The organism is Pseudomonas sp. 14P_8.1_Bac3 (assembly GCF_025466085.1).
Classification (GTDB): domain Bacteria; phylum Pseudomonadota; class Gammaproteobacteria; order Pseudomonadales; family Pseudomonadaceae; genus Aquipseudomonas.
This window is the reverse complement of the sequence record NZ_JANLOD010000001.1, coordinates 13,339-35,668: the sequence shown is the minus strand read 5'-3', so window position 1 is coordinate 35,668 and position 22,330 is coordinate 13,339. Positions and strand designations below refer to the sequence as shown.

Here is a 22,330-nt window from a genome sequence, read left to right as displayed (position 1 = left end):
CAGTCGTCCTTGACTAGCCACGTGCAGGGTAACTCCGACTCACGCTAACAAATGCCTGAAACAAATTGATGTAAGAAACTTCCCGGAAGTTTGTAAGAGCGTTCCGCAATAAAGGTTTTCATGTTGACGGTAGGAAATGCTTGTAGGAGTGGGCTTTAGAAACAGTAGTTGGGTTTGTATTTTTGGCTTGTCTCTTAAAAATTTAATGAGTGTCGAAAAATAACGTGCAATCAATATGGTGGCTGGCGAGTGACAGCCATTGGCCGTCAAATAATCATGTTCCGTAATACATTTTCAGAAACGTCCTACTTTTATTTTTTTCAAGTCTTGTCATGCTTCGCCCCCTGTTTCCGAGGCTTTGGATCGACCTGCCGTTGGGCAGCAGCCATCAAGTTTTTCCTGGAGGCGGCCTCCGTCGTGGAGAGCTCGATTCTTCTTAAATAGCTATAGTTCATTCAAGGTGATTTAAGAAAGTCAATAAATCTTCTTGAGTCAAATTGTTTGATGAAGTGACAGCTGGTGACTTTTCGTGAACGTTCCATGCTGCTGAAACTTCAATTTCGTACAAGTGCAACAACACTAAAGGCTAGGAATGTCCTACTCAAACAAACTGTCCGCGCATTATCTCGATCTCGCGAAAGTCTCTATTTCCAAAGAGCATTTCGCGGGCGAGGACGTTCGCTTTTCGAGCGACTACGAGGCGTTGGAGAGTGAGTTGGCCAAGGGCTCGTCCATGCACGAAGCAGGGCAGATCGAGTGGCTGAAAATCTGTGAAATCAGTGAAAAAGTGCTGCGGACCCAATCCAAGGATTTGCGGGTCGGCGCCTGGCTGACCTGGGCCCTGTACCAGCGCGAATCCTTTCAGGGTTTGCTGGCCGGTCTCGGTTTGCTGCACTACCTGTGCGAAAGCCACTGGGCTGAAGTCCATCCTCAAAAGGCGCGTACCCGCGCCGCAGCGATCAGCTGGCTGGTGCCGCGTCTTGAGCAGGCGCTGACTGAAAACATCGCGATCAAAGAGCAGTTGCCGATGTTCCGTCGTCTCGTGGAACACCTGGAAGGCCTCGACACGATCTGTACCGAGCAATTGGGCGCCGACGCGCCGCTGCTGCTGCCGATCTGCCGCCGCCTGAAAAACAGGATCCAGCGCGCTGCCGATAACCAGCCGCAGCCCGGCACGGTGGGCGCGGCCGTCGCCCAGGTCAAGCAAGCCGCCACGCAACTGTTCACGCCCGGCGCGCCGATCGATAACGAAAAAGAAGCCCACAAAGCCTTGCGCGCCCAGCAGGAAAGCGCGCGGCCTTTGTGTGCCTGGTGGCTCAAGCAGAAAGCCACCGACCTGCGTGCCTTGCGCCTCAATCGCACGTTGCTGTGGCTGTCCATCGACGCCGTCCCAGAGCGCAACGCCGAGCACATTACCGCGCTGCGTGGCCTGCCGGCCGACAAGCTCAAGACCTTTCAGGACCGTTACGACCAGGGTAAATACGCCGACCTGTTGGTGGAACTGGAAGCGAGTCTGGCGAAGACGCCGTTCTGGTTCGATGGCCACCGGATCGTCTGGGAATGCCTTCAGGCCCTGGACGCCGAAATGGCGATGCGCGAGGTGGAAATCCACTTTGCGCTGCTGGTTCAGCGCCTGCCGGGGATCGTCGAATTGCGTTTCCATGACGGCGCGCCGTTTGCCGACCCGGCCACCCGTGCCTGGATCAGCGCCAATGTCCTGCCACACCTGCAGAGCACCAGTACGCCGCGCAAGGTCGAAATCGCCGACACCCAGCCGGCCTGGGAGCTGGCCCTCGAAGAAGTCCTGCCGATTTTACGCAAGGACGGCCTCAAGGCCGCCGTGCTGATACTGAAGCAGGGCCTGCAAAGCGCGCAGGGCGGACGCGTGCGGTTCTTCTGGCAGTTCGCCCTCGCACGGCTGTGCTTCATGGCCAAGAAATACGAGCTGGCCAAGACCCAACTGGAAACCCTCGATCAAACGTTACAGGACTCAGGCCTGCAAGCCTGGGAGCCCGATCTTGCGCTGGAAGTGCTGCGTCTGCTGCATAGCTGCTGCGAGTTGCTGCCGCAGAACCATGCTGTACGTGAACGCAAGGAAGAGATTTATCGCAGGCTGTGCCACCTCGATCTCGAAGTGGTACTCGACTAGGCCCCAGGGCCACAAACGCAAGGAGAAAAGCCATGGCCAAAGAAGGCTCGGTAGCCCCCAAGGAACGCATCAACGTCACGTTTAAACCTGCCACCGGCGGTGCCCAGGAAGAGATCGAACTGCCGTTGAAACTGCTGGCAATCGGGGATTACACCCACCGCAAGGACGAACGCAAAGTCGAAGATCGCAAGCCGATCAGCATCGACAAGATGACCTTCGACGAAGTGCTGGCCAAGCAGGAATTGCAATTGGTATTGAGCGTGCCGAACCGTCTTCAGGAAGACAGCGACACCGAAGAATTGGCCGTGAAACTGCGCGTCAACTCAATGAAGGACTTCAATCCGGCCAGCCTGGTCGAGCAAGTGCCCGAGCTGCAGAAACTGATGGAGCTGCGCGACGCGCTGGTGGCCCTCAAAGGTCCGCTGGGTAACGCGCCTGCGTTCCGCAAAGCCATCGAAGGTGTTCTCGCCGACGACGAATCCCGCGGTCGCGTACTGGGTGAGCTGGGCCTGAACGCCGCCGCCCAGGACGTCTGAGTCTCCATCAGCCAAGGAAGCCAACACCATGAGCACCCGTGCAGCGCAGCAAAAGAATCAAGAGAACAGCGACTACAGCATTCTCGACAGCATCATCGCCGAAACCCGCCTGACGCCGGACGATGACGCCTACGGCATCGCCAAGCGCGGTGTGTCGGCCTTTATCGAAGAGCTGCTCAAGCCGCAGAACAGCGGTGAGCCGGTCAAGAAAGCCATGGTTGACCGCATGATCGCCGAGATCGATGCCAAGCTCAGCCGACAGATGGACGAAATCCTCCACCATCCGGACTTCCAGTCCCTGGAATCGTCGTGGCGTGGATTGCAGTTGCTGGTCGAGCGCACCAACTTCCGCGAAAACATCAAGATCGAAATCCTCAACGTCTCCAAAGACGACCTGCTGGACGACTTCGAAGACTCGCCGGAAGTGATGCAGTCAGGCCTGTACAAGCACATCTACACCGCTGAATATGGTCAGTTCGGTGGTCAGCCGGTGGGCGCGATCATCGCCAACTACTTCATGTCCCCAAGCTCGCCCGACGTGAAACTGCTGCAGTACGTTTCGAGCGTGGCCTGCATGTCCCATGCGCCGTTCATTGCCGCCGCCGGCCCGAAATTTTTCGGCCTGGAAAGCTTCACCGGCCTGCCGAACCTGAAGGACCTGAAAGATCATTTCGACGGGCCGCAATTCGCCAAATGGCAGAGCTTCCGTACCTCAGAAGACGCCCGCTACGTGGGCCTGACCGTGCCGCGTTTCCTCCTGCGCAACCCGTACGACCCGGAAGAAAATCCGGTCAAGTCGTTCGTGTACAAAGAGACCGTCGCCACCAGCCACGAACACTACCTGTGGGGCAACACCGCCTATGCGTTCGCGACCAGGTTGACCGACAGCTTTGCCAAATTCCGCTGGTGCCCGAACATCATTGGCCCGCAAAGCGGTGGCGCGGTGGAAGACCTGCCGTTGCACCACTTCGAAAGCATGGGCGAAATCGAAACCAAGATCCCGACCGAGGTACTGGTTAGCGACCGTCGTGAATACGAGCTGGCCGAGGAAGGTTTCATCTCCCTGACCATGCGCAAAGGCTCTGATAACGCGGCGTTTTTCTCCGCCAGCTCGGTGCAGAAGCCGAAGTTCTTCGGCATCAGCGCCGAGGGCAAAACCTCAGAGCTGAACTACAAGCTCGGCACTCAGTTGCCGTACATGATGATCGTCAATCGCCTGGCTCATTACCTGAAAGTGCTGCAGCGTGAGCAACTCGGTTCGTGGAAGGAGCGCACCGACCTCGAGCTGGAACTCAACAAGTGGATCCGTCAGTACGTGGCGGACCAGGAAAACCCAAGCGCCGAAGTCCGTGGCCGACGTCCGCTTCGTTCTGCCGAGATTTTCGTCAGCGATGTCGAAGGCGAGCCTGGCTGGTACCGGGTGAGTCTCAACGTGCGGCCGCACTTCAAGTACATGGGGGCGGATTTCACGTTGTCGCTGGTGGGCAAGCTGGACAAGGAATAATCGGAGCTCAACTCATGACTGGATACGGCAGCCTTTTCGAACGCCTGGATGGCGCCGCGGACGAACGCGCCGGCTGGAGCCGCGAGGTGTCCGCCATGGCGTCGGTGGCTGCCCACCTGGCCAAGATGCTCAGCACCCGTGCGGGCAGCGTACAAACGCTGCCCGATTACGGGCTACCCGATCTCAATGACATGCGCCTGAGCCTGCACGACTCCCTGAATCAGGCCCGCGAGGCCATCACACGCTTCATCCAAGCCTACGAACCGCGCCTGAGCAAGGTGCGTGTCATCCCCCAGCCGCGTGAGCACGATCAGTTGCGCTTGTCCTTCAGCATCGAAGGCTTGCTGGAAGTCGAGGGTTTCAAGCGTCAGGTCAGTTTTGTCGCGTGCCTGGATGGCAGCGGCCAAGTCCAGGTTAGCTAACCAACAGCAGGTATTTTCGCGTGTCTTTCAACCACTACTACCAAAGCGAACTCACTGCCTTGCGCCAGCTGGGTCGTCGATTCGCTGAGCGCAGCCCGGCGTTGGCACCCTTTCTTGGACAGGTCGGGCGGGACCCTGACGTGGAGCGGTTGCTGGAAGGTTTTGCGTTCCTGGCCGGGCGCCTGCGGCAGAAGCTTGATGATGAACTGCCAGAACTCAGCCATTCGCTGATGCACCTGCTTTGGCCCAACTACATGCGGCCGCTGCCGGCGTTCAGCATTTTGCAGTTCGATCCGTTGCAGCGTTCGGGGCCAGCGTTGAGGGTCGAGCGTGACACGCCGGTCGAAAGTGAGCCCATCAATGGCGTGCATTGTCGCTTTCGCACCTGTTATCCGACCGATGTGCTACCGCTGGATCTGGCCGCGCTGAATTACTCGGTGAAGGGCGATGGTGCGCTGTTGAGCCTGCGTCTGGAGATGAGCGCCGACGGACACCTTGGCGAACTGAAACTAAGTCGCCTGCGTCTGCACTTTGCCGGCGAGCGCTATATCACTCAGATGCTGTACCTCGGCCTGCTGCGCAATCTGCAAGGCATCGAGCTGATCCCGCTGGACAGCGCCGGCAAACCCATCGAGCGCAAGGACAGCACGTTGGTGACGTTCAAACTGTCCGGCGACCGCGTGCAGCCGGTGGGGTTTGCCGAACACGAAGCGTTGATTCCGTACCCGCTGAACACCTTCCGCGGCTACCGCTACCTGCAGGAATACTTCGCCTTCCAGGACAAATTCCTTTTCGTCGATATCAACGGCCTGGACGTGCTCAACGCGCTGCCGGAAGACACGCTGAAGCAGGTGCGCGGCCTCGAGTTGCGCTTCGACATTCACAAGAGCGGCATTCAGCGCCTGCGCCCGACCCTGGAAAACGTAAAGCTCTATTGCACGCCCATCGTCAACCTGTTCAAGCACGACGCGCTGCCGATTCGCCTGGACGGCAAGCAGGACGAGTACCTGCTGCTGCCGGCCGAATTCGATTTGCAGAGTTGTGGTGTGTTTTCAGTGGAAACCGTGACGGGCTGGAGGTCCGGTGGCCTTGAGTATCAGAAGTACGTGCCGTTCGAATCCTTCGAGCACGACCCAAGCTTCGACGTGCCTGACAGCCGCCCGCATTACAGCCTCCGCCAGCGTTCTTCGTCGCTGCACGACGGCCTCGACACCTACCTGAGCTTCGGCGTCCGTCACACCGACGCCGGGGAAATACTGTCGGTCGAACTGATGTGCACCAACCAGAATCTGCCGCGCCAGCTCAAGCTTGGCGATATCTGCAGGCGTCGTGAAAAAACGCCGGAGCTCCTGAGTTTTCGCAACATCACGCCGGCCACCTCCAGCTTCGCGCCGCCGCTTAACCGGGATTTCCTGTGGAAGCTGATCAGCAACATGTCGCTCAACTACCTGTCCCTGGCCGACGTCGATGCGCTGAAGGTGATTCTCGAAACCTACGACCTGCCGCGCTATTACGACCAGCATGCAGAAAAAGTCAGCAAGCGCCTGCTGGGGGGGCTCAAGTCGATCCGGCACCGACACGTCGATCGACTGCACCGAGGATTGCCGGTTCGCGGGTTGCGTACCGAGCTGACCATCGATCCGGAAGGGTACGTCGGTCAGGGCGACCTGTTCCTGTTCGCATCGGTTCTCAACGAGTTTTTCGCACTTTACGCCAGCCTCAATTCGTACCACGAGCTGCAGGTCAACAGCACACAGGGAGAGGTGTACCAATGGACGCCACGCATGGGGCTGCAGCCCCTGCTTTAAGCGGGCTGACTCGGGTTATACGCGAGTACTCGCTGTTTCAGGCCGTGCTGCTGGTGGTCGACCGGCTGCGTGAAGCACACCCGCACCTGAGCGAAGACGACCTGTACGACCAACTGGAATTCCAGGCAAACCCAAGCCTTGGTTTTCCCGCCAGCGACGTCGATCGCGTGGAGTTTTTCCAGGAGCACGGGCAGCTGCGCGCGCGCCTGCGGTTCAACCTGATCAGCCTGGTCGGCTCCGGTTCGCCGCTGCCGGCGTTCTATGGCGAACAGGCGCTCGGCGATAGCGAAGGCGGCAACCCGACCCGACAATTCCTCGACCTGTTTCATCATCGCCTGCAACGGCTGATGCTGCCGATCTGGCGCAAGTACCGCTACCGCGCGAGTTTCCAGAGTGGCGCACTCGACCCGTTTTCGGCACAGCTGTTTGCGCTGATCGGCCTGGGCGGCGAAGAGATCCGCAAGGCCCGGGAGCTGAACTGGAAACGCCTGCTGCCCTACCTCGGTTTGCTCAGTTTGCGGGCGCACTCGGCGGCGCTGATCGAAGCGGTGTTGCGTTACTACTTCAAGCACGCCGAGCTGACCATCGAGCAGTGCATCGAGCGCCGCGTGGATATTCTCGATGAGCAGCGCAATCGTCTCGGCCGCGCCAACAGCCTGCTCGGCGAAGACCTGGTACTGGGCGAACACGTGCGCGACCGCAGCGGTAAATTCCGCATTCACATCCGCGAGCTCGACTGGCAGCGCTTTCACGAATTCCTGCCGATCGGTTTTGGTTACCAGCCGCTGTGTGCGCTGGTGCGCTTCACCCTGCGTGACCCGCTCGACTACGACATTCGCCTGGTACTACGCCAAGAGGAAATCCGCGAACTGCGCATCGGTGAGCAGAACGCCTGTCGCCTGGGATGGACCAGTTGGCTCGGCCGCGAACAAGCGGACGGTGTGGTGGCCCTGGGCAGCAAAATTCATTAAGGAAGATGACCATTGATCAACGTAGACCTGCAACAACTCATCCAGGCGCTGGACGCCGAAACCCGTCGTGATCTGGAAGGTTCCGCCGAGCGTTGCGTCGCGCGAGGCGGCAGCAAGATCCTCGTCGAAGACCTGTTGCTGGGATTGCTGGAGCGTCCGCAAGGCCTGCTCGCCCGCGCGTTGCAGGACGTCGAAGTGGAGACCGGCGAGCTGAGCGCGGCGTTGCAATCGAGAGTCGAGCACAGCGCCTCGCGCAACCCGGTGTTTGCCCCGGAACTGGTGCAGTGGCTGCAGGATGCGTTGCTGGTGGCGAACCTTGAATTAGGCCAGAGCCAGGTCGGGCAGGCCGCATTGATCCTCGCGTTGCTGCGCAGCCCGATGCGCTACGCCGGCAGCCGCTACCAGTCGTTGCTGGCCAGACTGAACATCGAGCGCTTAAAAGAATTTGCCCTGTCGCAGCAGGAACAACCGCCCACCGGCAAACCGGACGTACCAGGTGAATCACTGCTGGAGCGCTTCACTCATAACCTGACCCAACAGGCCCGTGACGGCAAACTCGACCCGGTGCTGTGCCGCGATGGCGCGATCCGGCAGATGGTCGACATCCTCGCCCGGCGCCGCAAGAACAACCCGATCGTGGTCGGAGAGGCCGGCGTCGGCAAGACCGCAATCGTCGAAGGCCTGGCTTCGCGCATGGCTGCCGGTGAAGTGCCGCAGGTGTTGAAAGGCGTGGAGCTGCTGTCACTGGACATGGGCCTGCTGCAGGCCGGTGCCAGCGTCAAAGGTGAGTTCGAGCGTCGGCTCAAAGGCGTGATCGACGAAGTCAAAGCTGCGCCGAAGCCGGTCATCCTGTTCATCGACGAGGCCCACACGCTGATCGGCGCGGGCGGCAACGCTGGCGGATCCGACGCGGCCAACCTGCTCAAGCCCGCATTGGCTCGCGGCGAATTGCGCACCATCGCCGCAACCACCTGGGCCGAGTACAAGAAGTACTTCGAAAAGGACCCGGCACTGGCCCGGCGTTTCCAGCCGGTGCAGTTGCACGAGCCGACCGTCAGTGAAGCGGTGACCATCCTCCGGGGCCTGGCTCAGGTCTACGAAAAAAGCCACGGCATCTACCTGCGTGATGACGCCGTGGTGGCAGCGGCCGAGTTGTCCGCGCGTTATCTCGCCGGGCGGCAACTGCCGGACAAGGCTGTCGACGTCCTCGACACTGCGTGCGCCCGCGTGCGCATCAGCCTCGCCGCGGCGCCGGAAAGTCTGGAGCGCCTGCGCGGTGAGCTGGCTGAAGGGGGGCGGCAGCGTCAGGCGCTGCGTCGCGATGCCGAAGCCGGCCTGCTGATTGATGATGACGCGCTGGACGCTTTGGAAGGTCGACTGGCCCGCGCTGAAGACGAACGAGCGGCGTTGCAGACGCTGTGGACTGAACAGAAGGCACTGGCGCAGCGCCTGCTGGATTTGCGTCAGCAACTGGCCAGGGCTCGCCAAGCCGCCGCGGTCGAACCTGCCGAAAAAGAGGTCGCAGGCGCCGTGGACGGAACACTCGAAGCGTCTGCGAAAGACGTCGGATCCCTTGAAGCCGCACTCAACGACACCCACAAAGCCCTGACCGCAGCCCAGGCCAACGAACGTCTGGTGAGCTTCGAAGTCTGCCCGCGTCTGGTCGCCGAAGTGATCAGCGCCTGGACCGGCGTGCCGCTGGCGCAATTGGCCTGTGAGCACAACGCCAAGGTCGCCCGTTTCGCCACCGATCTGCGCAGCCGCATCCGGGGCCAGGAACAGGCTGTTTACGCCCTGGACCGCTCAATGCGCGCGACGGCGGCCGGCCTGAACAAGCCAGATGCACCGGTTGGCGTGTTTCTGCTGGTCGGCCCGAGCGGCGTCGGCAAGACCGAAACCGCGCTGGCACTCGCCGACTTGCTGTACGGCGGCGAGCGTTTCATCACCACCATCAACATGTCCGAGTTCCAGGAAAAGCACACCGTCTCGCGCCTGATCGGTGCGCCGCCGGGCTACGTCGGTTACGGCGAGGGCGGCATGCTCACTGAAGCGGTGCGCCAGAAGCCGTACTCCGTCGTCCTGCTGGATGAAGTCGAAAAGGCTGATCCGGACGTCCTGAACCTGTTCTACCAAATCTTCGACAAAGGCGTGGCGAACGACGGGGAAGGGCGCGCGATCGACTTCCGTAACACGCTGATCCTGATGACTTCGAACCTCGGCAGCGAGCGCATCAGCGAACTCTGCGAGAACGGTGCGCGTCCGACCGCCGAAGTGCTGGAAGAAACCCTCCGCCCTGTATTGAGCAAGCATTTCAAACCGGCGCTGCTGGCGCGCATGCGTGTGGTGCCTTACTACCCGGTGGGGGGCCCGGTGCTACGCGAACTGGTCGAAATCAAACTCGATCGCTTGGGCGAGCGTCTGCACCGCCGCCACCTGGATTTCACCTACTCGCAAGACCTCGTCGATCACCTCGCCGATCGCTGCACCCAAAGCGACAGCGGCGCGCGGTTGATCGACCACCTGCTTGACCTGCACGTGCTGCCAAAGGTGGCTGATCGCTTGCTCGATGCGATGGCCTGCGGCGACAGCCTGAGGCGCGTCCACGCGACGCTGGATGGCCATGCCGGCGTGACCTGTGAGTTCGCCTGAAGTGTTTGTCCGAACGGCGTTCGCTTCGTTTTTTCTACCCCTGGAGACCCTCTGATGCCTGTCCGTCACTGGTACGCCGTCCTGCTGACCCTGGTCGTTCTATGCGGCCTGGGCGGCTGCAGCGGCAATTACACATTCAACGACAACGCCTATCGCCCGTTGGGTGATCCTCAGGCGGTCAATCGCGGCAAGTGATCGCAAGGAGTCTCACCATGGAACTGGTCCTGGAAATACTCAACCCTCAGCAGTTCGTGCCAAAGGTGCTGAGTCAGAAAACCTTCAAACAGACCGGTGGGGTGATTGGCCGGAGCGAAGATTGCGACTGGGTTATCCCGGATCGCAAACGTCTGCTGTCCAATCACCACGCGTTGATCAGCTTTCGTGACGGTACGTTTTTCCTGACCGATACCAGCAGCAACGGTATCCAGAACCGCGCAAACGGTGCGCTCCTGCGCAAGGGCGAAGCGATGCGCATCGAGCATGACAGCGTTTACGTGCTGGGACATTTCGAGATCCGTGCGCAACTGGTGCGCGACCCGGCGACTGTTGAGCAGGAAGTGGGTCGCCCGCTACCAGCGGGCAGCGTTATTCCGGACGACGCGTTCCTCGACCTCGACCCGTTGAACGCTTTCCATCAGCAAGCGCACGAGTATTCGGAAATCGACGCATTGATCTCCCCGGACACCCCCGTCGAGGACCCCCGTCAACGCGCCGACTACGCGCGCATCGACATGGAACGCCTGATGGTGCCCGAGCTGATCGACCCCCCGGCTGAACACGCGCCGGCCGCTATGCCAACCGCACGGGAGCGCCAGAGCGATGGTTTCTGGGAGCACTTCGGGGCCGCCCTGGGCGTGGACCTCAACGGTCTCGACCACGACGCCCGTGAAGCCCTGGCGCTGAATGCCGCACGCCTGCTCAAGCAAAGCGTTGGCGGCTTGCAGCAGAGCCTGCACACCCGCAGCGAACTGAAAAACGAACTGCGACTCGCCCAGACCAGCGTACAAGGCGCGCAGAAAAACCCGCTGAAATTCACCGTCGATGCCAGTGATGCGCTGGGCATCCTGTTACAGCCGAACAGGCCGGGCCAGTTGCCGGCCGAGCAATCGATCGCTCGTGCGTTCCGCGATTTGCAGGCGCATCAGGTCGCTCTGCTGACCGCCAGTCGAGCCGCCGTCCGGGGTGCGCTGGAGCACTTTTCGCCACAGCAACTGACCTTGCGTTTCGAGCGCGACAATCCGCCGTTGCTGGCCACGTCGGGCAGTCGCTGGAGAGCCTACGGTCGTTATTACCAGGCCTTGCGTCAGGACGATGACTGGAGCGAGCGTCTGCTGGCCCGCGACTTCGCCCAGGCGTACGAAGAACAGATCCGTCTGATTTCCACCCTTCACACCGACCACCAAGGATGATGCGCATGTCTCGCTGCCCGACCATTTTTTTCAAGAGGCTGACGGTGCTAATGGCGATGGTGCTGCTCGCTGGATGCTCGTCGCTGTCGCCGTTTTCCCAGGTCACCAAAGTCAATCTGACACTGAGCGGCAGTGATCAGCTGAACCCGGATCTCAACGGGCGCCCATCACCGATCGTCGTGCGCCTGTTCGAGCTCAAGCACCCGGTGGCGTTCGAGAATGCCGACTTTTTCAGCCTGTACGAACGCGCCAGGGAATCCCTGGCCCCCGACCTGGTGGCCAGTGAAGAAGTTGAATTGCGCCCAGGTGAAACCCTGTCACTCAAGCTCAGCGTGAAGGAAGGAAGCCGCTACGTCGGCATTCTCGCGGCCTACCGCGACCTGCCGGAAACGCGCTGGCGTTACACGGTGCCGGTCACACCAATGGCTATCACCGACGCAGACCTGACCCTCGACCAGTCCGGTATTCGTAACGGTAACGCAACCCTCGTCAAGGCGGATGACTGACCATGAATGCCGATAAAGTCATTTGGCAGGAAGGCATGCTGCTGCGTCCCCAGCACTTCCAGCACAACGATCGCTACTACGACCACCAGATGAAGACCCGCACCCGGTTGCTGGGCCGTTACACCTGGGGCTTCCTCAGCCTGGAAATCGACCTGCACTTTCTCAACATGGGCAAGCTGGTGCTCAGCCGGGCTTCGGGAATCCTGCCGGACGGAAGCCTGTTCGAACTCGAGGGCCACACCCAACCGCTGGCACTCGACGTGCCGCCCAATACTGGCAATACACCGGTCTATCTGGCGCTGCCGCTGGTCACCGGCAACCACATCGAGTCGCGCCGTTTGGAGCAGGCCGACATGCTGGCGCGCTACATCGCCTACGAAGCTGATGTCGCCGATTCCAATGCCGGCGACCATTGCGCCCGCCAGGTCAGCTGCGGCCGTCCGGACTTCAAACTGTTGCTCGGCGAGCAGCAGAGCGATCAGGCCTACGTGAAACTGAAGATCTGCGAGGTGCTCGACACCACGCCCGATGGCGTGATCAGTCTCGATCCGGGCTTCGAGCCGACCTACCTCCAGGCACATGCGTCCAGTTATTTGCTGTCCTGCCTGAAAGAAGTGATCAGCCTTCTCGGCCATCGCGGCGACACCCTCGCCGAACGCATTCGCTGCAACGGCAAGGTCGGTGGCGCGGAAGTCGGCGACTTCATGATGCTGCAACTGATCAATCGCACCGAGCCACTGCTGCGTCATTATCTCGGTCTGGAGCAGGTGCATCCGGAAACCTTGTACTGCACGTTACTGACCCTGCTCGGCGAACTGGCGACCTTCTCCAGTGATAGCAAACGCCCGCGGCTGGACAGCCATTACCAGCACAGCGACCAGGGCGCGAGCTTCCGCAAACTGATGGACGCGATCCGTCAGGTGCTGTCGATGGTGCTTGAGCAACACGCCATCGAACTGGAGCTGCAAGCGCGCCAGTACGGGATCAGTGTCTCGCCGCTGAACGACCACACACTGCTGGGCTCGGCGTCGTTCGTGCTCGCCGCCAGTGCCAATTGCGACTCCGACGCACTGCGCCAACGCTTGCCCGCGCACCTCAAGGTCGGCCCGGTGGAGCACATCCGCCAGTTGGTCAACCTGCATCTGCCGGGCATCAAGGTCAAACCGTTGCCGGTGGCCCCACGGCAGATCGCGTTTCACTCCAACAAAACCTATTTCATCCTTGAGCTCAGTTCCGAAGACCTGGCGCAACTCCAGCGCTCCGGCGGCTTCGCGTTCCACGTGTCCGGCGAATTTGCCGAGCTTGAACTGAAATTCTGGGCCATCAGGAACTGACCGACATGAACAAGGATACGGAACACCCTCAGGACGAGAAGACCATCCTGCTCGACCGCGGCGGCCACGGCCCGGCGCAGGGTCCGCTGACCGATTTCGCTTCACCACCGCAGTTCGAACAACTTGAAGAGCGGATGATCTACGCCTCAAGCCAGGGACCGGCGGAGTCATTCAATATCCGTCTCAATACGCTGGTGGCTGCTGCCGCCGATCTGTTATCGGAAGTGGTACGACTCAAGCACCGCACCACTCCCGATGATGTGCATGCGCTAAAAGAGCGACTGACGATTGCATTGCAGCAATTTGAGAAGCGCGCACAGCATGGCGGCTGCGAAAGCAGCGAGGTGTCGATTGCGCGTTACCTGCTCTGCACCGTGATCGACGAAGCCGTCGTGACCACGTCATGGGGAGGTGCCAGCAATTGGTCGCAGATGAGCTTGCTCAGCAGCTTCCACAACGAAACCTCCGGCGGCGAGAAGTTCTTCCAGCTGCTGGATCTGGTGTCGAAGAATCCGGTCAAGCACCTGCCGATGCTAGAGCTGATGTACGTGTGCCTGTCCCTCGGTTTCGAAGGCAAGTACCGCGTGCAGACTCGCGGCATCGTCGAACTCGAACGCATCCGCGACGCCTTGTATCGGCAGATTCGTCAGCTGCGCGGCGACGTACCGCGTGAGTTGTCGCCGAACTGGGAAGGCCTGAACGATCAGCGCCGCAGCCTGGTGCACATCGTGCCGACGTGGACGGTGGTGGCGTTCACCGTGGTCTGCCTGGTGGTGATGTATTCGGGGTTCGCCTGGGTGCTGAGCGAGCAACGCGACACCGTGCTGCGACCTTATCAGACCCTGGACCCCATCTGGGTCCAGCCGCAGTCGCAGCCTTAAGCAGGGACGTGTGATGAAAAAGTTTTTCAAGAAAATCGGCGCATTGCTGCGCCAGACCTGGGTCTGGACCTTGCTGCTGGTGCTGTTCGTTGCACTGCTGGTTTGGTTCGCCGGGCCGCTGCTGGCGGTCGACGATTACAAGTTCTGGGAAGCCTCGACCTCCCGCTTGCTGAGCATCAGTGTGCTGTTCCTGATCTGGGGCCTGACCATGGTCTTCGTCAGCTGGCGCGCCGGTGTGCGTAAAACAGCCATTGAAGTCACCGAGGACGGGCAGGACCGTATTCGCCGTGAAGAACAAATCGATAAAGAGGAAAAGGCGCTTCGGGCTCATTTCAAGGACGCACTGAATATCCTCAAGACCTCAAGCCTGTATCGCGGCCGCAGCGAACGCTGGCGCAGTGATTTGCCGTGGTACCTGCTGATCGGCCCGCAGGGCAGCGGAAAAACCAGCTTGCTGGATTTCTCGGGCCTTGAGTTTCCAATCAACAGGGTTGAGCGCAAGCTGACCCGCGACACCGCAGGCACCCGTCATTGCGACTGGTATTTCGCTGACCACGGGGTGCTGATCGACACCGCCGGGCGTTACCTGACCCACGGGGATGTCGCCGTCGATGGCCGCGCCTGGAACACCTTGCTCGACCTGCTGCGCAAGCGTCGCCGTAACCGTCCGTTGAATGGTGTGCTGGTGACCCTTTCGGTGGAAACGCTGCTGGGCGCGACCCCGGATGCCCTAAAGGCGCTGGCTTGCCAAGTGCGTGGACGCCTGCAGGACGTGCATCAGCAACTGCACGTCGATGTGCCGGTTTACCTGGTGCTGAGCAAGGCGGACAAGCTACTCGGTTTCGACGAGTTCTTCGACCAGCTGACCCGCGAAGAAAGCGATCAGGTACTCGGCACCAGCTTCCGCATCGAGCAGAGCGGCACCGACGCGACCTTGCTGCGCGCTGAGTTCGAAGCGTTGTTGCGTCGCCTCGACAGCCAGGTCATCACGCGCATGCACCAGGAGCGCAACACCCAGCGTCGTGGTCGCATTCTCGACTTCCCCCATCAACTGGGGCGGATCGGCGAGCCCCTGTGTCATTTCGTCGAGATGGCATTCACGGGCAACCGGTACCAGCGTGCCAGCCAGTTGCGCGGTTTCTACCTGACCAGCGCACCGTATCTGACCAAGGAAACCGACCCGGGCAGCGCCGACACTGGCGTGACATCTGGAAACCAGGCCGGCGCAGTGCCAACCCTGCGCAGCGGCCGTTCGCGATTCATTCACCACCTGTTCAGCCGGGTGATTTTTCCCGAGGCCGATTTGGCCGGTCTGGACAAGCGTGAACGCAGGCGCATCCACTGGGGCCAGCGTGCGTTGTACGTCGGCGCATTGGCGGTGCTGAGCCTGTTCGGTCTGTGGTGGGCGAGCGGGTTCTCGGCCAACCATGAGCGCCTGGAGCAGCTGCGCCAGCTGGCCACTCCGCGCTCGGCACTGACCGCGCATGACGATGCCGTGGGTGTGCTCAAGACCCTCGACACCCGCTACGCGGCGACCCAGGTCTTCCCGAAAAAAGCTGACGTGGGTTACCGCGAGCGCAGTGGCCTGTACCAGGGCGAAGTCGTCAATCCGGTGGTCAGCGGGGTTTACGAGCGCGAGCTCGAAACGCAGTTGCTGCCGACGGTCGCGACGCTGCTGGAAGGGCAGATCCGCGTCAACATGAAGGACCGCGAACGCTTGATCAACAGCCTGCGTGCGTACCTGATGCTGGGCATGAAGGATCGCCGCGACGCGGCATGGCTCAAGGAGTGGGTGGCCGCTGAATGGTCCCAACGGTACGCCGGCAACGCCGCCGTGCAGAACGGTCTGAACAGCCACTTCGAGCGTTTGCTCGAGCAGCCGTTCATTTACCCGCTCAACGATCAGTTGGTGACTCAGGCGCGGCAGGTGTTGCGCAGCGAGTCGCTGGCCAACGTGGTTTACCGAATGCTGCGCGAGCAGGCCCGCACCTTGCCGGAATACCGCTTGAGCCAACACCTGGGGTCGCAGGGCGGGCGGTTTGTCGGTACCGATTACGTGATCCCGGGGTTCTACACGCAACAGGGCTATCAGCAGTATTTCTCGGTCCAGGGCTCCGCGCTGGTGACCGATATCCTGCGTGACAACTGGGTGCTGGGCGAAGGTGAGGGTATCAGCGGCATGGACTTGCGTCGCTTGATGGTCGAGCTGGAGCAACTGTATTTCCGCGATTACGCCAACTTCTGGAGTGAAGCGGTCGGCCGGGTGGCCCTGCCACCGATCAGCGACGTGGGCGAGGGCGCCGAGCAACTGGCAGGCCTGACCTCGGCTAACTCCCCGGTGCTGCAATTGCTGATGGAAGTGCGCGAGCACACCCGTTTCAACAGCGTGGCGGACAGTATCGCCGCGGCCGCAGACACCATGGAGACACTGGGCGAGAAGGGCGGCAAGCTCGGGAAGCTGGCCGTGGCGTCAGTGGACAAGGCCGTCGACAGGAGCAAGAACCTGCCGGACACCGCGAAGAAGTCCCTGCAACGTCGCTTTGAACCGCTGCATCGGTTGCTGGACGAAAACGACGGTCCGGCCGCTGATCTGATCCCGGCGTTGAATGCGCTCAATGACCTGCAGACGCAACTGGCGAGCCTCGCCCGTGCCAGTGCGCCGGAGCAGGCCGCGTTCGAAATGGCCAAGACCCGCATGAGCGGCCAGCGCGATGCGCTGAGCAATCTGCGCAACGCGTCGAACCGTCTGCCGCGGCCGGTCAGCGCGTGGTTCAACATGCTGGCCGAAGACACCTGGCGTCTGGTGCTCAATCACTCCTATCACTACCTGAACCAGCGTTATCAGAGCGAGCTGTACAGCTTTTACGGCAAGGCGATCAACAAGCGCTACCCGTTCAGCGCCCACAGCACCAGCGACGTGGCGATCAGCGATTTCCGCGATTTTTTCAAGGCACAAGGCATTGCCGATCGCTTCTTTGATCACTACATGCGTCCGTTCGTCAGTGGCGATCCGGGCACCTATCGCCTGCGCAGCATCGACGGTCTCAGCCTGCCGATCTCCAAGGTCTACCTTGATCAGATGGCTGCGGCAAAAGTGATCCGCCAAAGTTTCTTCTCGATCAACCCGGCCGAACCGCACGTGCAGTTCAAACTGGAACCGTACACCCTCGACCCGGCGGTCAGCCGTTCCGAATTCAAGTTCGGCGACAAAACCATCGAATACCGTCACGGCCCGATCGTGCCGGTGTCGTTCAAATGGCCGACCGATGCTGAGGACGGTCGCACCAGCCTGGTCCTCGAAAAAATGGTTGGTCGCCCGATCGGCATCGAGAAGAACACCGGACCGTGGTCACTTTTCCGTATGTTCGACCTGATGCAGACCGAGTACCTGAGCGGTCGTGATGTGTTGGTCCTGAAGGCCGATGTAGGGGGCCTGCGTGCCAACTACCTGCTGTCGAGCCAGCGTACACCGAACCCGTTCGACTTGAGCGTACTGCGTACTTTTCGCATGCCGGTGCAGCTCTGATGCAAATTGCCAGGCCCTGGCGCAGCGCGGCGCGCACCGACGCCGGCAAGGTTCGGCCACGCAACGAAGATGCTTTTCTCGACTGCCCACAGCAAGGGCTGTGGGCGGTTGCGGACGGCATGGGCGGTCATCAGGGCGGCGACATCGCCAGCCAGTTGATCGTCGCCAGCCTGGCGGAATTGCCGGCGCAGGAGGACTTCGACGAACGCCTCAAAGGCATTCGTCAGTGCCTGCACTGGCTCAACCGTCGCCTGGGTCAGGAGTTGACCGTCACCGACGGACGCCACGACAGCATCATGGGTAGCACCGTGGTGACGCTGGTGGTGGAGGGCAATCGCGCGGCCTGCATCTGGGCCGGCGATAGTCGTTGCTATATGTGGCGTGGCCAGCGGTTGTATCAACTGTCGAAGGACCATTCGCTGCAACAGCAACTGATCGACGAGCAACAGATGAGCGTCGAAGACGCCCGCGCCCATCCTTCGGCTCACGCGTTGACCCGTGCGGTCGGCGCGTCCGAGCAACTGGCACTGGAGGTGCTCGAACTCCAGATCCACCCCGGTGATGCGTTTCTGTTGTGCAGCGATGGTTTGTACAACGAGCTGGGCAGCGATGCTCTGGGGAGCGCGCTGAGCCTGACCGCACCGCACGTTGCGCTGGAGCGGCTGTTCGATGGCGCGTTGCGGGGATCGGCCCGAGACAACCTGACGGCCGTGGTGATCCGCCAATGAGCCAACTCACGCTGGCGCTTGACGATTCGCTGACGGGTGAAGAACAGGCTATCAACCTGACTTACTTTGCATTCGCCAGGGCCCACACCGCGGAGCCAGATTCGCTGCCGGCCAGGGGCAGCGTCGGTGCAATGCCGCAAGTGCTGGCAGGCCGATACCGCATCGAACGCCTGCTCGGTGCCGGCGGCATGGGCCTGGTCTACCGGGCACGGGATCTGCTGAGTGAGCAGTTCGGCGACCCCAATCCCTACCTCGCGCTGAAAGTACTCAGCGAAGCATTCGCCGAATCGCCGGACGCCACGGCCTTGCTCTACAGTGAGTTCGCCCTGACCCGGCGCCTGCGCCACGACAACGTGCTGCGCCCGCACACCTTTGAGGTGGACATCGATTGCCAGCGTGCTTTCATCACCATGGAACTCATGCGTGGGTTGACCCTGGACAAACTGCTCTGCGAGCGGCCACTTGGCCTGCCGTGGAAAGAACTGCGCGATATCGCGTTGCCGCTGCTCGACGCGTTGGCCTACGCCCACGCGCGCGGCGTGCTGCACGGCGACATGAAGCCAAGCAACGTGATGCTCAGTGAAGAAGGCGTGCGCCTGTTTGACTTCGGTCTGGGCCAGGCTGAGACAGGCATCCTGCCCGGCCTGGCGCAACTGAGTCGCGACCGCTTCAACGCCTGGACGCCCGGCTACGCCGCGCCGGAATTGCTTGAAGGTCAGCCTCTGTCAGCCAGTGCAGACGTCTATAGCGTGGCGTGCGTGCTCTACGAGTTGGCGAGCGGCAAACATCCGTTCCGGCGCCTGCCCTCGACCCAGGCCCGTGACGAACACCTGGAGCGCGAGTTGCGCGCGCCGAAAAATCTTCCGAAACACTGTTGGCCAGCCCTGCGAAGGGCGCTGGCATTCGATGCGGCCGATCGAACGATCACCGCCGAACAACTGCGTGACGCCATGGGCGACACGTCGTCGTGGCTGCAACGACTTGTCATCGGCAAACGGTCTCTACGGGGTTTCTGAACCCGATTCCGCGATACGACCCGGGAATCTGTAGGAGCGAGCACGCTGGCGATGTTCGTTAACGATAACGCGTGCTGCCTGATACCCCGCGACGCCTTTGCAACCATCGCCTGCAGGCTGGCTCCCACAGAATCACCCTTTTCAGCTTCGGCCGCGTCATACCTACGTGACTTGGTAGTCATTGACGCCAAAAACACCACCATCTTCTTCTAACACTGCACAACAGTAGCGTTCCTCCCCAGAGCCGTTACACTGCCTCCGCCGTTCATTTCCCTTTTGAGGCTGCACGCATGAAATTTCGTTTTCTTCTGTGGATGCTGGGTGTGTTGATGGGTAAGGCCAGCCGGAAAAATCCCGCGTTCCAGCAGCAGTTGGGCGACAAGGAATTGGTGTTTCAGCTACAAACCCTGGACGGGAAAGTCGCGCGGCATTTCCTGGTCAAGGATCAACGCATTACCAGCAAGTCCGGCATGTATGCAACGCCGGCGTTTGCGATTGCGTTTAAGGATGCGGCTTATGGCTTTGCCACAATGCAGGCGAAGAACAAGCAGTTGGCGTTCATGACGGGGATTCAGGACAAGTCGATTCAGATCAAGGGCAACCCGGCGTTGGTGATCTGGTTTCAGGGGTTGACCAGGTATTTGAAGCCGCGTAAGGCCAAGCCTAAGGCGTGAGGTTTTTCAGTTCGCTTGCAGGTTTTTTGTCGGATCGCCGCCTGGAGCAAGATCGCCCCTTCAGTCATCCGATTCAGGCGCACCAAGGGGCAGTGCGAGAACAGAATCTCGTGAGCGCTCAGTACTGCCTCATAATCGATTAGCTTCTTCTTGGCCAGATAGGCAAGGGCGTCTTCGATGCTCAACTCGAAAGAAAGATGCTCTGATTCTTTTACTTCAGTGGGGTCTTTCAGCTGCAGCGAATTTTGCAGATATTCAGCCGTTTCAAAGTCGCCGAATGGATCAAACATTACGCGCTACGTTTCTTCGAGCGTCTTTTCTGAAGGTAGCGTCCTTGGAGTGCCAAGGTCTCGGATTTACTTAGAATGCCTTTTTCTTGAGATTGACGAGCAATTGTTCGACGCCATCCAGCTCCACCACATCCCCCGCCATACGGGTAATGAGTACCGCCATACGGCTCATGCCGTCAGGGTCGGCAGGGACCATGTGCTCTTTGGAAAGTTTGCGGACCTGGCTTGCAACACTGACAGCCGTGGTTTGAGTCATAGGAAAGCCCTCTATGTGCAGTCAAATCATAGGAGCACGGTAGTCTGTTGTCCGTAGATGGCCCGTAGCCGACGATCGGGTTAGGAGGATGTCTTGTATATCGAGATCGGGTGATCTGATCAGGGGTAACAAGTATTTGAAACCAAGGTTTGGTGATGGTCAGGTAGACCGCGTTGACTTCATCGCGAGCGGCCTCGCTCCCACAGGAATTACCTGAACCCTTGTGGGAGCGAGCCTGCTCGCGAAGCTTTCAAGCCTGGGTGAACTGCGACGCCAGTTCGCGCAGCAGCACCTCAGCCTCCAGCACTTTGCTGACGACGTCGTTGGCCTTGTCGCGAGTCAAACCAACCCGTTCCAGCAGCGCCTCCGGGATGTCTTCATCCGGACCGGAGCCGATGCCGCGGCCGCGCAGCAGGCGTACGGCCAGGCACACCAGGTTCGGGTACTCGGCGTAGGCGCCATCGTAGGTTGGGTCGTGCTGGAAGCGTAGCGCGGTGGCGAGTTCCTCGGGCATGTCCCAATAGCGCATCAACCAGGAGCCGATCTGTTCGCGGCTGATGCCCAGCAAGTGTTGCTCGATGTAGCTATGGCACAGGTGCGGGTTGACCTCCAGGTGTCGGCAGATCAGCGAAAAGTGTGGCGGGAATACGTGGGCCAGCAGCAAGTAACCGAAGTTGTGCAGCAGGCCGGCGAGGTAGGTCAGGCCGGCTTCCGGGCGCTGGGCGCGGGGCATGGCGCGGGTCAGGCCTTCGATGACGGCAGCGGTGTAGATCGACTGGTGCCAGTACGGCGTGGTGTGCTGCGGATGATCTTTGGGCAGGCTCAGGGTTTTGCCCAGCGCCAGGCCCAGCGCGAGGTTGATCACCAGGTCGAAACCCAGCACGCGCACGATCGCATCTTCCACCGAACGGATCTTGCCCGGCGACGCGTAGTAGGGCGACGCCGCCCAGCTCACGACTTGTGCGGCCAGCGCCGGGTCGGTTTCGACCACGCCGGTGATGTCGTCGATGGTGGCGTTGGGGTCGACGCGCAGTTTGATGATTTTCTGCGCGGTTTCAGCCAGCGGCGGAATCTCGATGGTGGATTCCAGGCGTTGCTGGATGCGTCGCGCGGTGAACGCTTGAACGGCCTGGGTGATTTCCTCGCGGTCATCGTCGGGACGGTCGAGGTTCGGACGGATGCTGGTCAGGTTTTCGCCGAAGTTGGCGGCGCTGGCCTTGGTCAGCATGGTCTTGAAGTCGTCGCTGGTGATTTCCAGCAGCACGCCCGGCTCGCCCGAGTTGATTAGCAACTTCGGTTCGCGCAGCAGGCTTTCTTCATACAGGCAGGGCGAAGTGGTCAGCGCCGGCAAGCCGGGCAACAGGCTCAGGCTGTGTTTGCCGAGCATCTTTTCCAGGCGTTCGGTGGACACCGCGGTCAGGCGTCGGCCGGTCAGTTCGGAGAGGCGATTGAGGTCGAGCAACTGGCTCTGCGGGAACAGCACCATCAGCGCGCCCACGGCGTCGTCGAGCAACACCGCCTGCACTTTGCGCGAGGCGTTGAGGCCGTGATGGTCCAGTACTTCTTCGTAGGCGATGCCCAGTTTGCCGAGCAGCAGCCGAATAACAGACGGAGCGTGCGGGGTTTCGGGGGCGAGGGCAGCTTCAGTCATAGTCTGTATCCGTATTCAAA

At 60.7% G+C, this 22,330-nt stretch carries 17 protein-coding genes and 2 pseudogenes; 16 read left to right on the top strand and 3 right to left on the bottom strand.

Going from position 1 to position 22,330, the window contains the following annotated elements; genetic code table 11:
• Positions 1-592: 592 nt before the first annotated feature.
• From tssA to NTD84_RS00090, 16 genes are all read left to right on the top strand, one after another.
• On the top strand, positions 593-2,149 hold the full coding sequence (tssA, locus tag NTD84_RS00165; protein WP_262162599.1) for a type VI secretion system protein TssA: 1,557 nt from the start codon (positions 593-595) through the stop codon (positions 2,147-2,149).
• A gap of 32 nt (positions 2,150-2,181) precedes the next feature.
• Positions 2,182-2,685 carry a type VI secretion system contractile sheath small subunit gene (gene tssB / locus NTD84_RS00160; protein ID WP_262162598.1) on the top strand — a complete coding sequence of 168 codons (504 nt, stop codon included), beginning with the start codon at positions 2,182-2,184 and terminating at the stop codon, positions 2,683-2,685.
• 28 nt (positions 2,686-2,713) lie between these two features.
• On the top strand, positions 2,714-4,189 hold the full coding sequence (gene tssC / locus NTD84_RS00155; protein ID WP_262162597.1) for a type VI secretion system contractile sheath large subunit: 1,476 nt from the start codon (positions 2,714-2,716) through the stop codon (positions 4,187-4,189).
• Positions 4,190-4,203: 14 nt separating this feature from the next.
• Positions 4,204-4,611, top strand: coding sequence for a type VI secretion system baseplate subunit TssE (gene tssE / locus NTD84_RS00150; protein ID WP_262162594.1), 408 nt, complete (start codon positions 4,204-4,206; stop codon positions 4,609-4,611).
• 20 nt (positions 4,612-4,631) lie between these two features.
• Positions 4,632-6,419, top strand: coding sequence for a type VI secretion system baseplate subunit TssF (gene tssF, locus NTD84_RS00145; RefSeq protein WP_262162593.1), 1,788 nt, complete (start codon positions 4,632-4,634; stop codon positions 6,417-6,419).
• Complete coding sequence (gene tssG, locus NTD84_RS00140; protein ID WP_262162592.1) at positions 6,383-7,390, top strand: type VI secretion system baseplate subunit TssG; 1,008 nt, start codon at positions 6,383-6,385, stop codon at positions 7,388-7,390. Before tssF ends, tssG begins: the two co-directional genes overlap by 37 nt.
• 12 nt (positions 7,391-7,402) lie before the next feature.
• Complete coding sequence (gene tssH, locus NTD84_RS00135) at positions 7,403-10,039, top strand: type VI secretion system ATPase TssH (protein WP_262162590.1); 2,637 nt, start codon at positions 7,403-7,405, stop codon at positions 10,037-10,039.
• Between the two features lie 54 nt (positions 10,040-10,093).
• On the top strand, positions 10,094-10,234 hold the full coding sequence (locus NTD84_RS00130; RefSeq protein ID WP_262162589.1) for a type VI secretion protein: 141 nt from the start codon (positions 10,094-10,096) through the stop codon (positions 10,232-10,234).
• Between the two features lie 17 nt (positions 10,235-10,251).
• Positions 10,252-11,448, top strand: a complete 1,197-nt coding sequence (tagH, locus tag NTD84_RS00125; RefSeq protein ID WP_262162587.1) for a type VI secretion system-associated FHA domain protein TagH — start codon at positions 10,252-10,254, stop codon at positions 11,446-11,448.
• Positions 11,449-11,453: 5 nt separating this feature from the next.
• Positions 11,454-11,954 carry a type VI secretion system lipoprotein TssJ gene (gene tssJ, locus NTD84_RS00120; protein WP_262162585.1) on the top strand — a complete coding sequence of 167 codons (501 nt, stop codon included), beginning with the start codon at positions 11,454-11,456 and terminating at the stop codon, positions 11,952-11,954.
• A 2-nt stretch (positions 11,955-11,956) separates the two neighbouring features.
• Positions 11,957-13,288 (top strand): type VI secretion system baseplate subunit TssK, encoded by a 1,332-nt coding sequence (gene tssK, locus NTD84_RS00115; RefSeq protein WP_262162583.1) that lies wholly within the window; start codon positions 11,957-11,959, stop codon positions 13,286-13,288.
• A gap of 5 nt (positions 13,289-13,293) precedes the next feature.
• Positions 13,294-14,169, top strand: coding sequence for a type IVB secretion system protein IcmH/DotU (gene icmH / locus NTD84_RS00110; protein WP_262162581.1), 876 nt, complete (start codon positions 13,294-13,296; stop codon positions 14,167-14,169).
• Positions 14,170-14,182: 13 nt separating this feature from the next.
• The gene (gene tssM, locus NTD84_RS00105) at positions 14,183-17,695 is read left to right on the top strand and encodes a type VI secretion system membrane subunit TssM (RefSeq protein ID WP_262162580.1); all 3,513 of its coding nucleotides are present in this window, start codon (positions 14,183-14,185) and stop codon (positions 17,693-17,695) included.
• Complete coding sequence (locus NTD84_RS00100) at positions 17,695-18,423, top strand: PP2C family protein-serine/threonine phosphatase (protein ID WP_262162578.1); 729 nt, start codon at positions 17,695-17,697, stop codon at positions 18,421-18,423. The genes tssM and NTD84_RS00100 overlap by 1 nt, the downstream gene beginning before the upstream one ends.
• Positions 18,420-19,439, top strand: a complete 1,020-nt coding sequence (locus tag NTD84_RS00095; RefSeq protein ID WP_262162577.1) for a serine/threonine-protein kinase — start codon at positions 18,420-18,422, stop codon at positions 19,437-19,439. The genes NTD84_RS00100 and NTD84_RS00095 overlap by 4 nt, the downstream gene beginning before the upstream one ends.
• Positions 19,440-19,729: 290 nt before the next feature.
• Entirely contained in the window at positions 19,730-20,113 is a 384-nt protein-coding gene (locus tag NTD84_RS00090) for a helicase (RefSeq protein WP_262162576.1), read from the top strand.
• A 95-nt stretch (positions 20,114-20,208) separates the two neighbouring features.
• Here the strand turns inward: NTD84_RS00090 and NTD84_RS00085 are convergent.
• The 3 genes and pseudogenes from NTD84_RS00085 to NTD84_RS00075 all read right to left on the bottom strand — a co-directional run.
• Positions 20,209-20,403: pseudogene (locus tag NTD84_RS00085) on the bottom strand (cell filamentation protein Fic); the annotation flags it as partial.
• Positions 20,403-20,659, bottom strand: a pseudogene (locus tag NTD84_RS00080) (hypothetical protein). The pseudogenes NTD84_RS00085 and NTD84_RS00080, both read right to left, overlap by 1 nt.
• A 250-nt stretch (positions 20,660-20,909) precedes the next feature.
• On the bottom strand, positions 20,910-22,310 hold the full coding sequence (locus NTD84_RS00075) for an aminoacyl-tRNA deacylase and HDOD domain-containing protein (protein WP_262162575.1): 1,401 nt from the start codon (positions 22,308-22,310) through the stop codon (positions 20,910-20,912).
• Between the last annotated feature and the right edge of the window lie 20 nt (positions 22,311-22,330).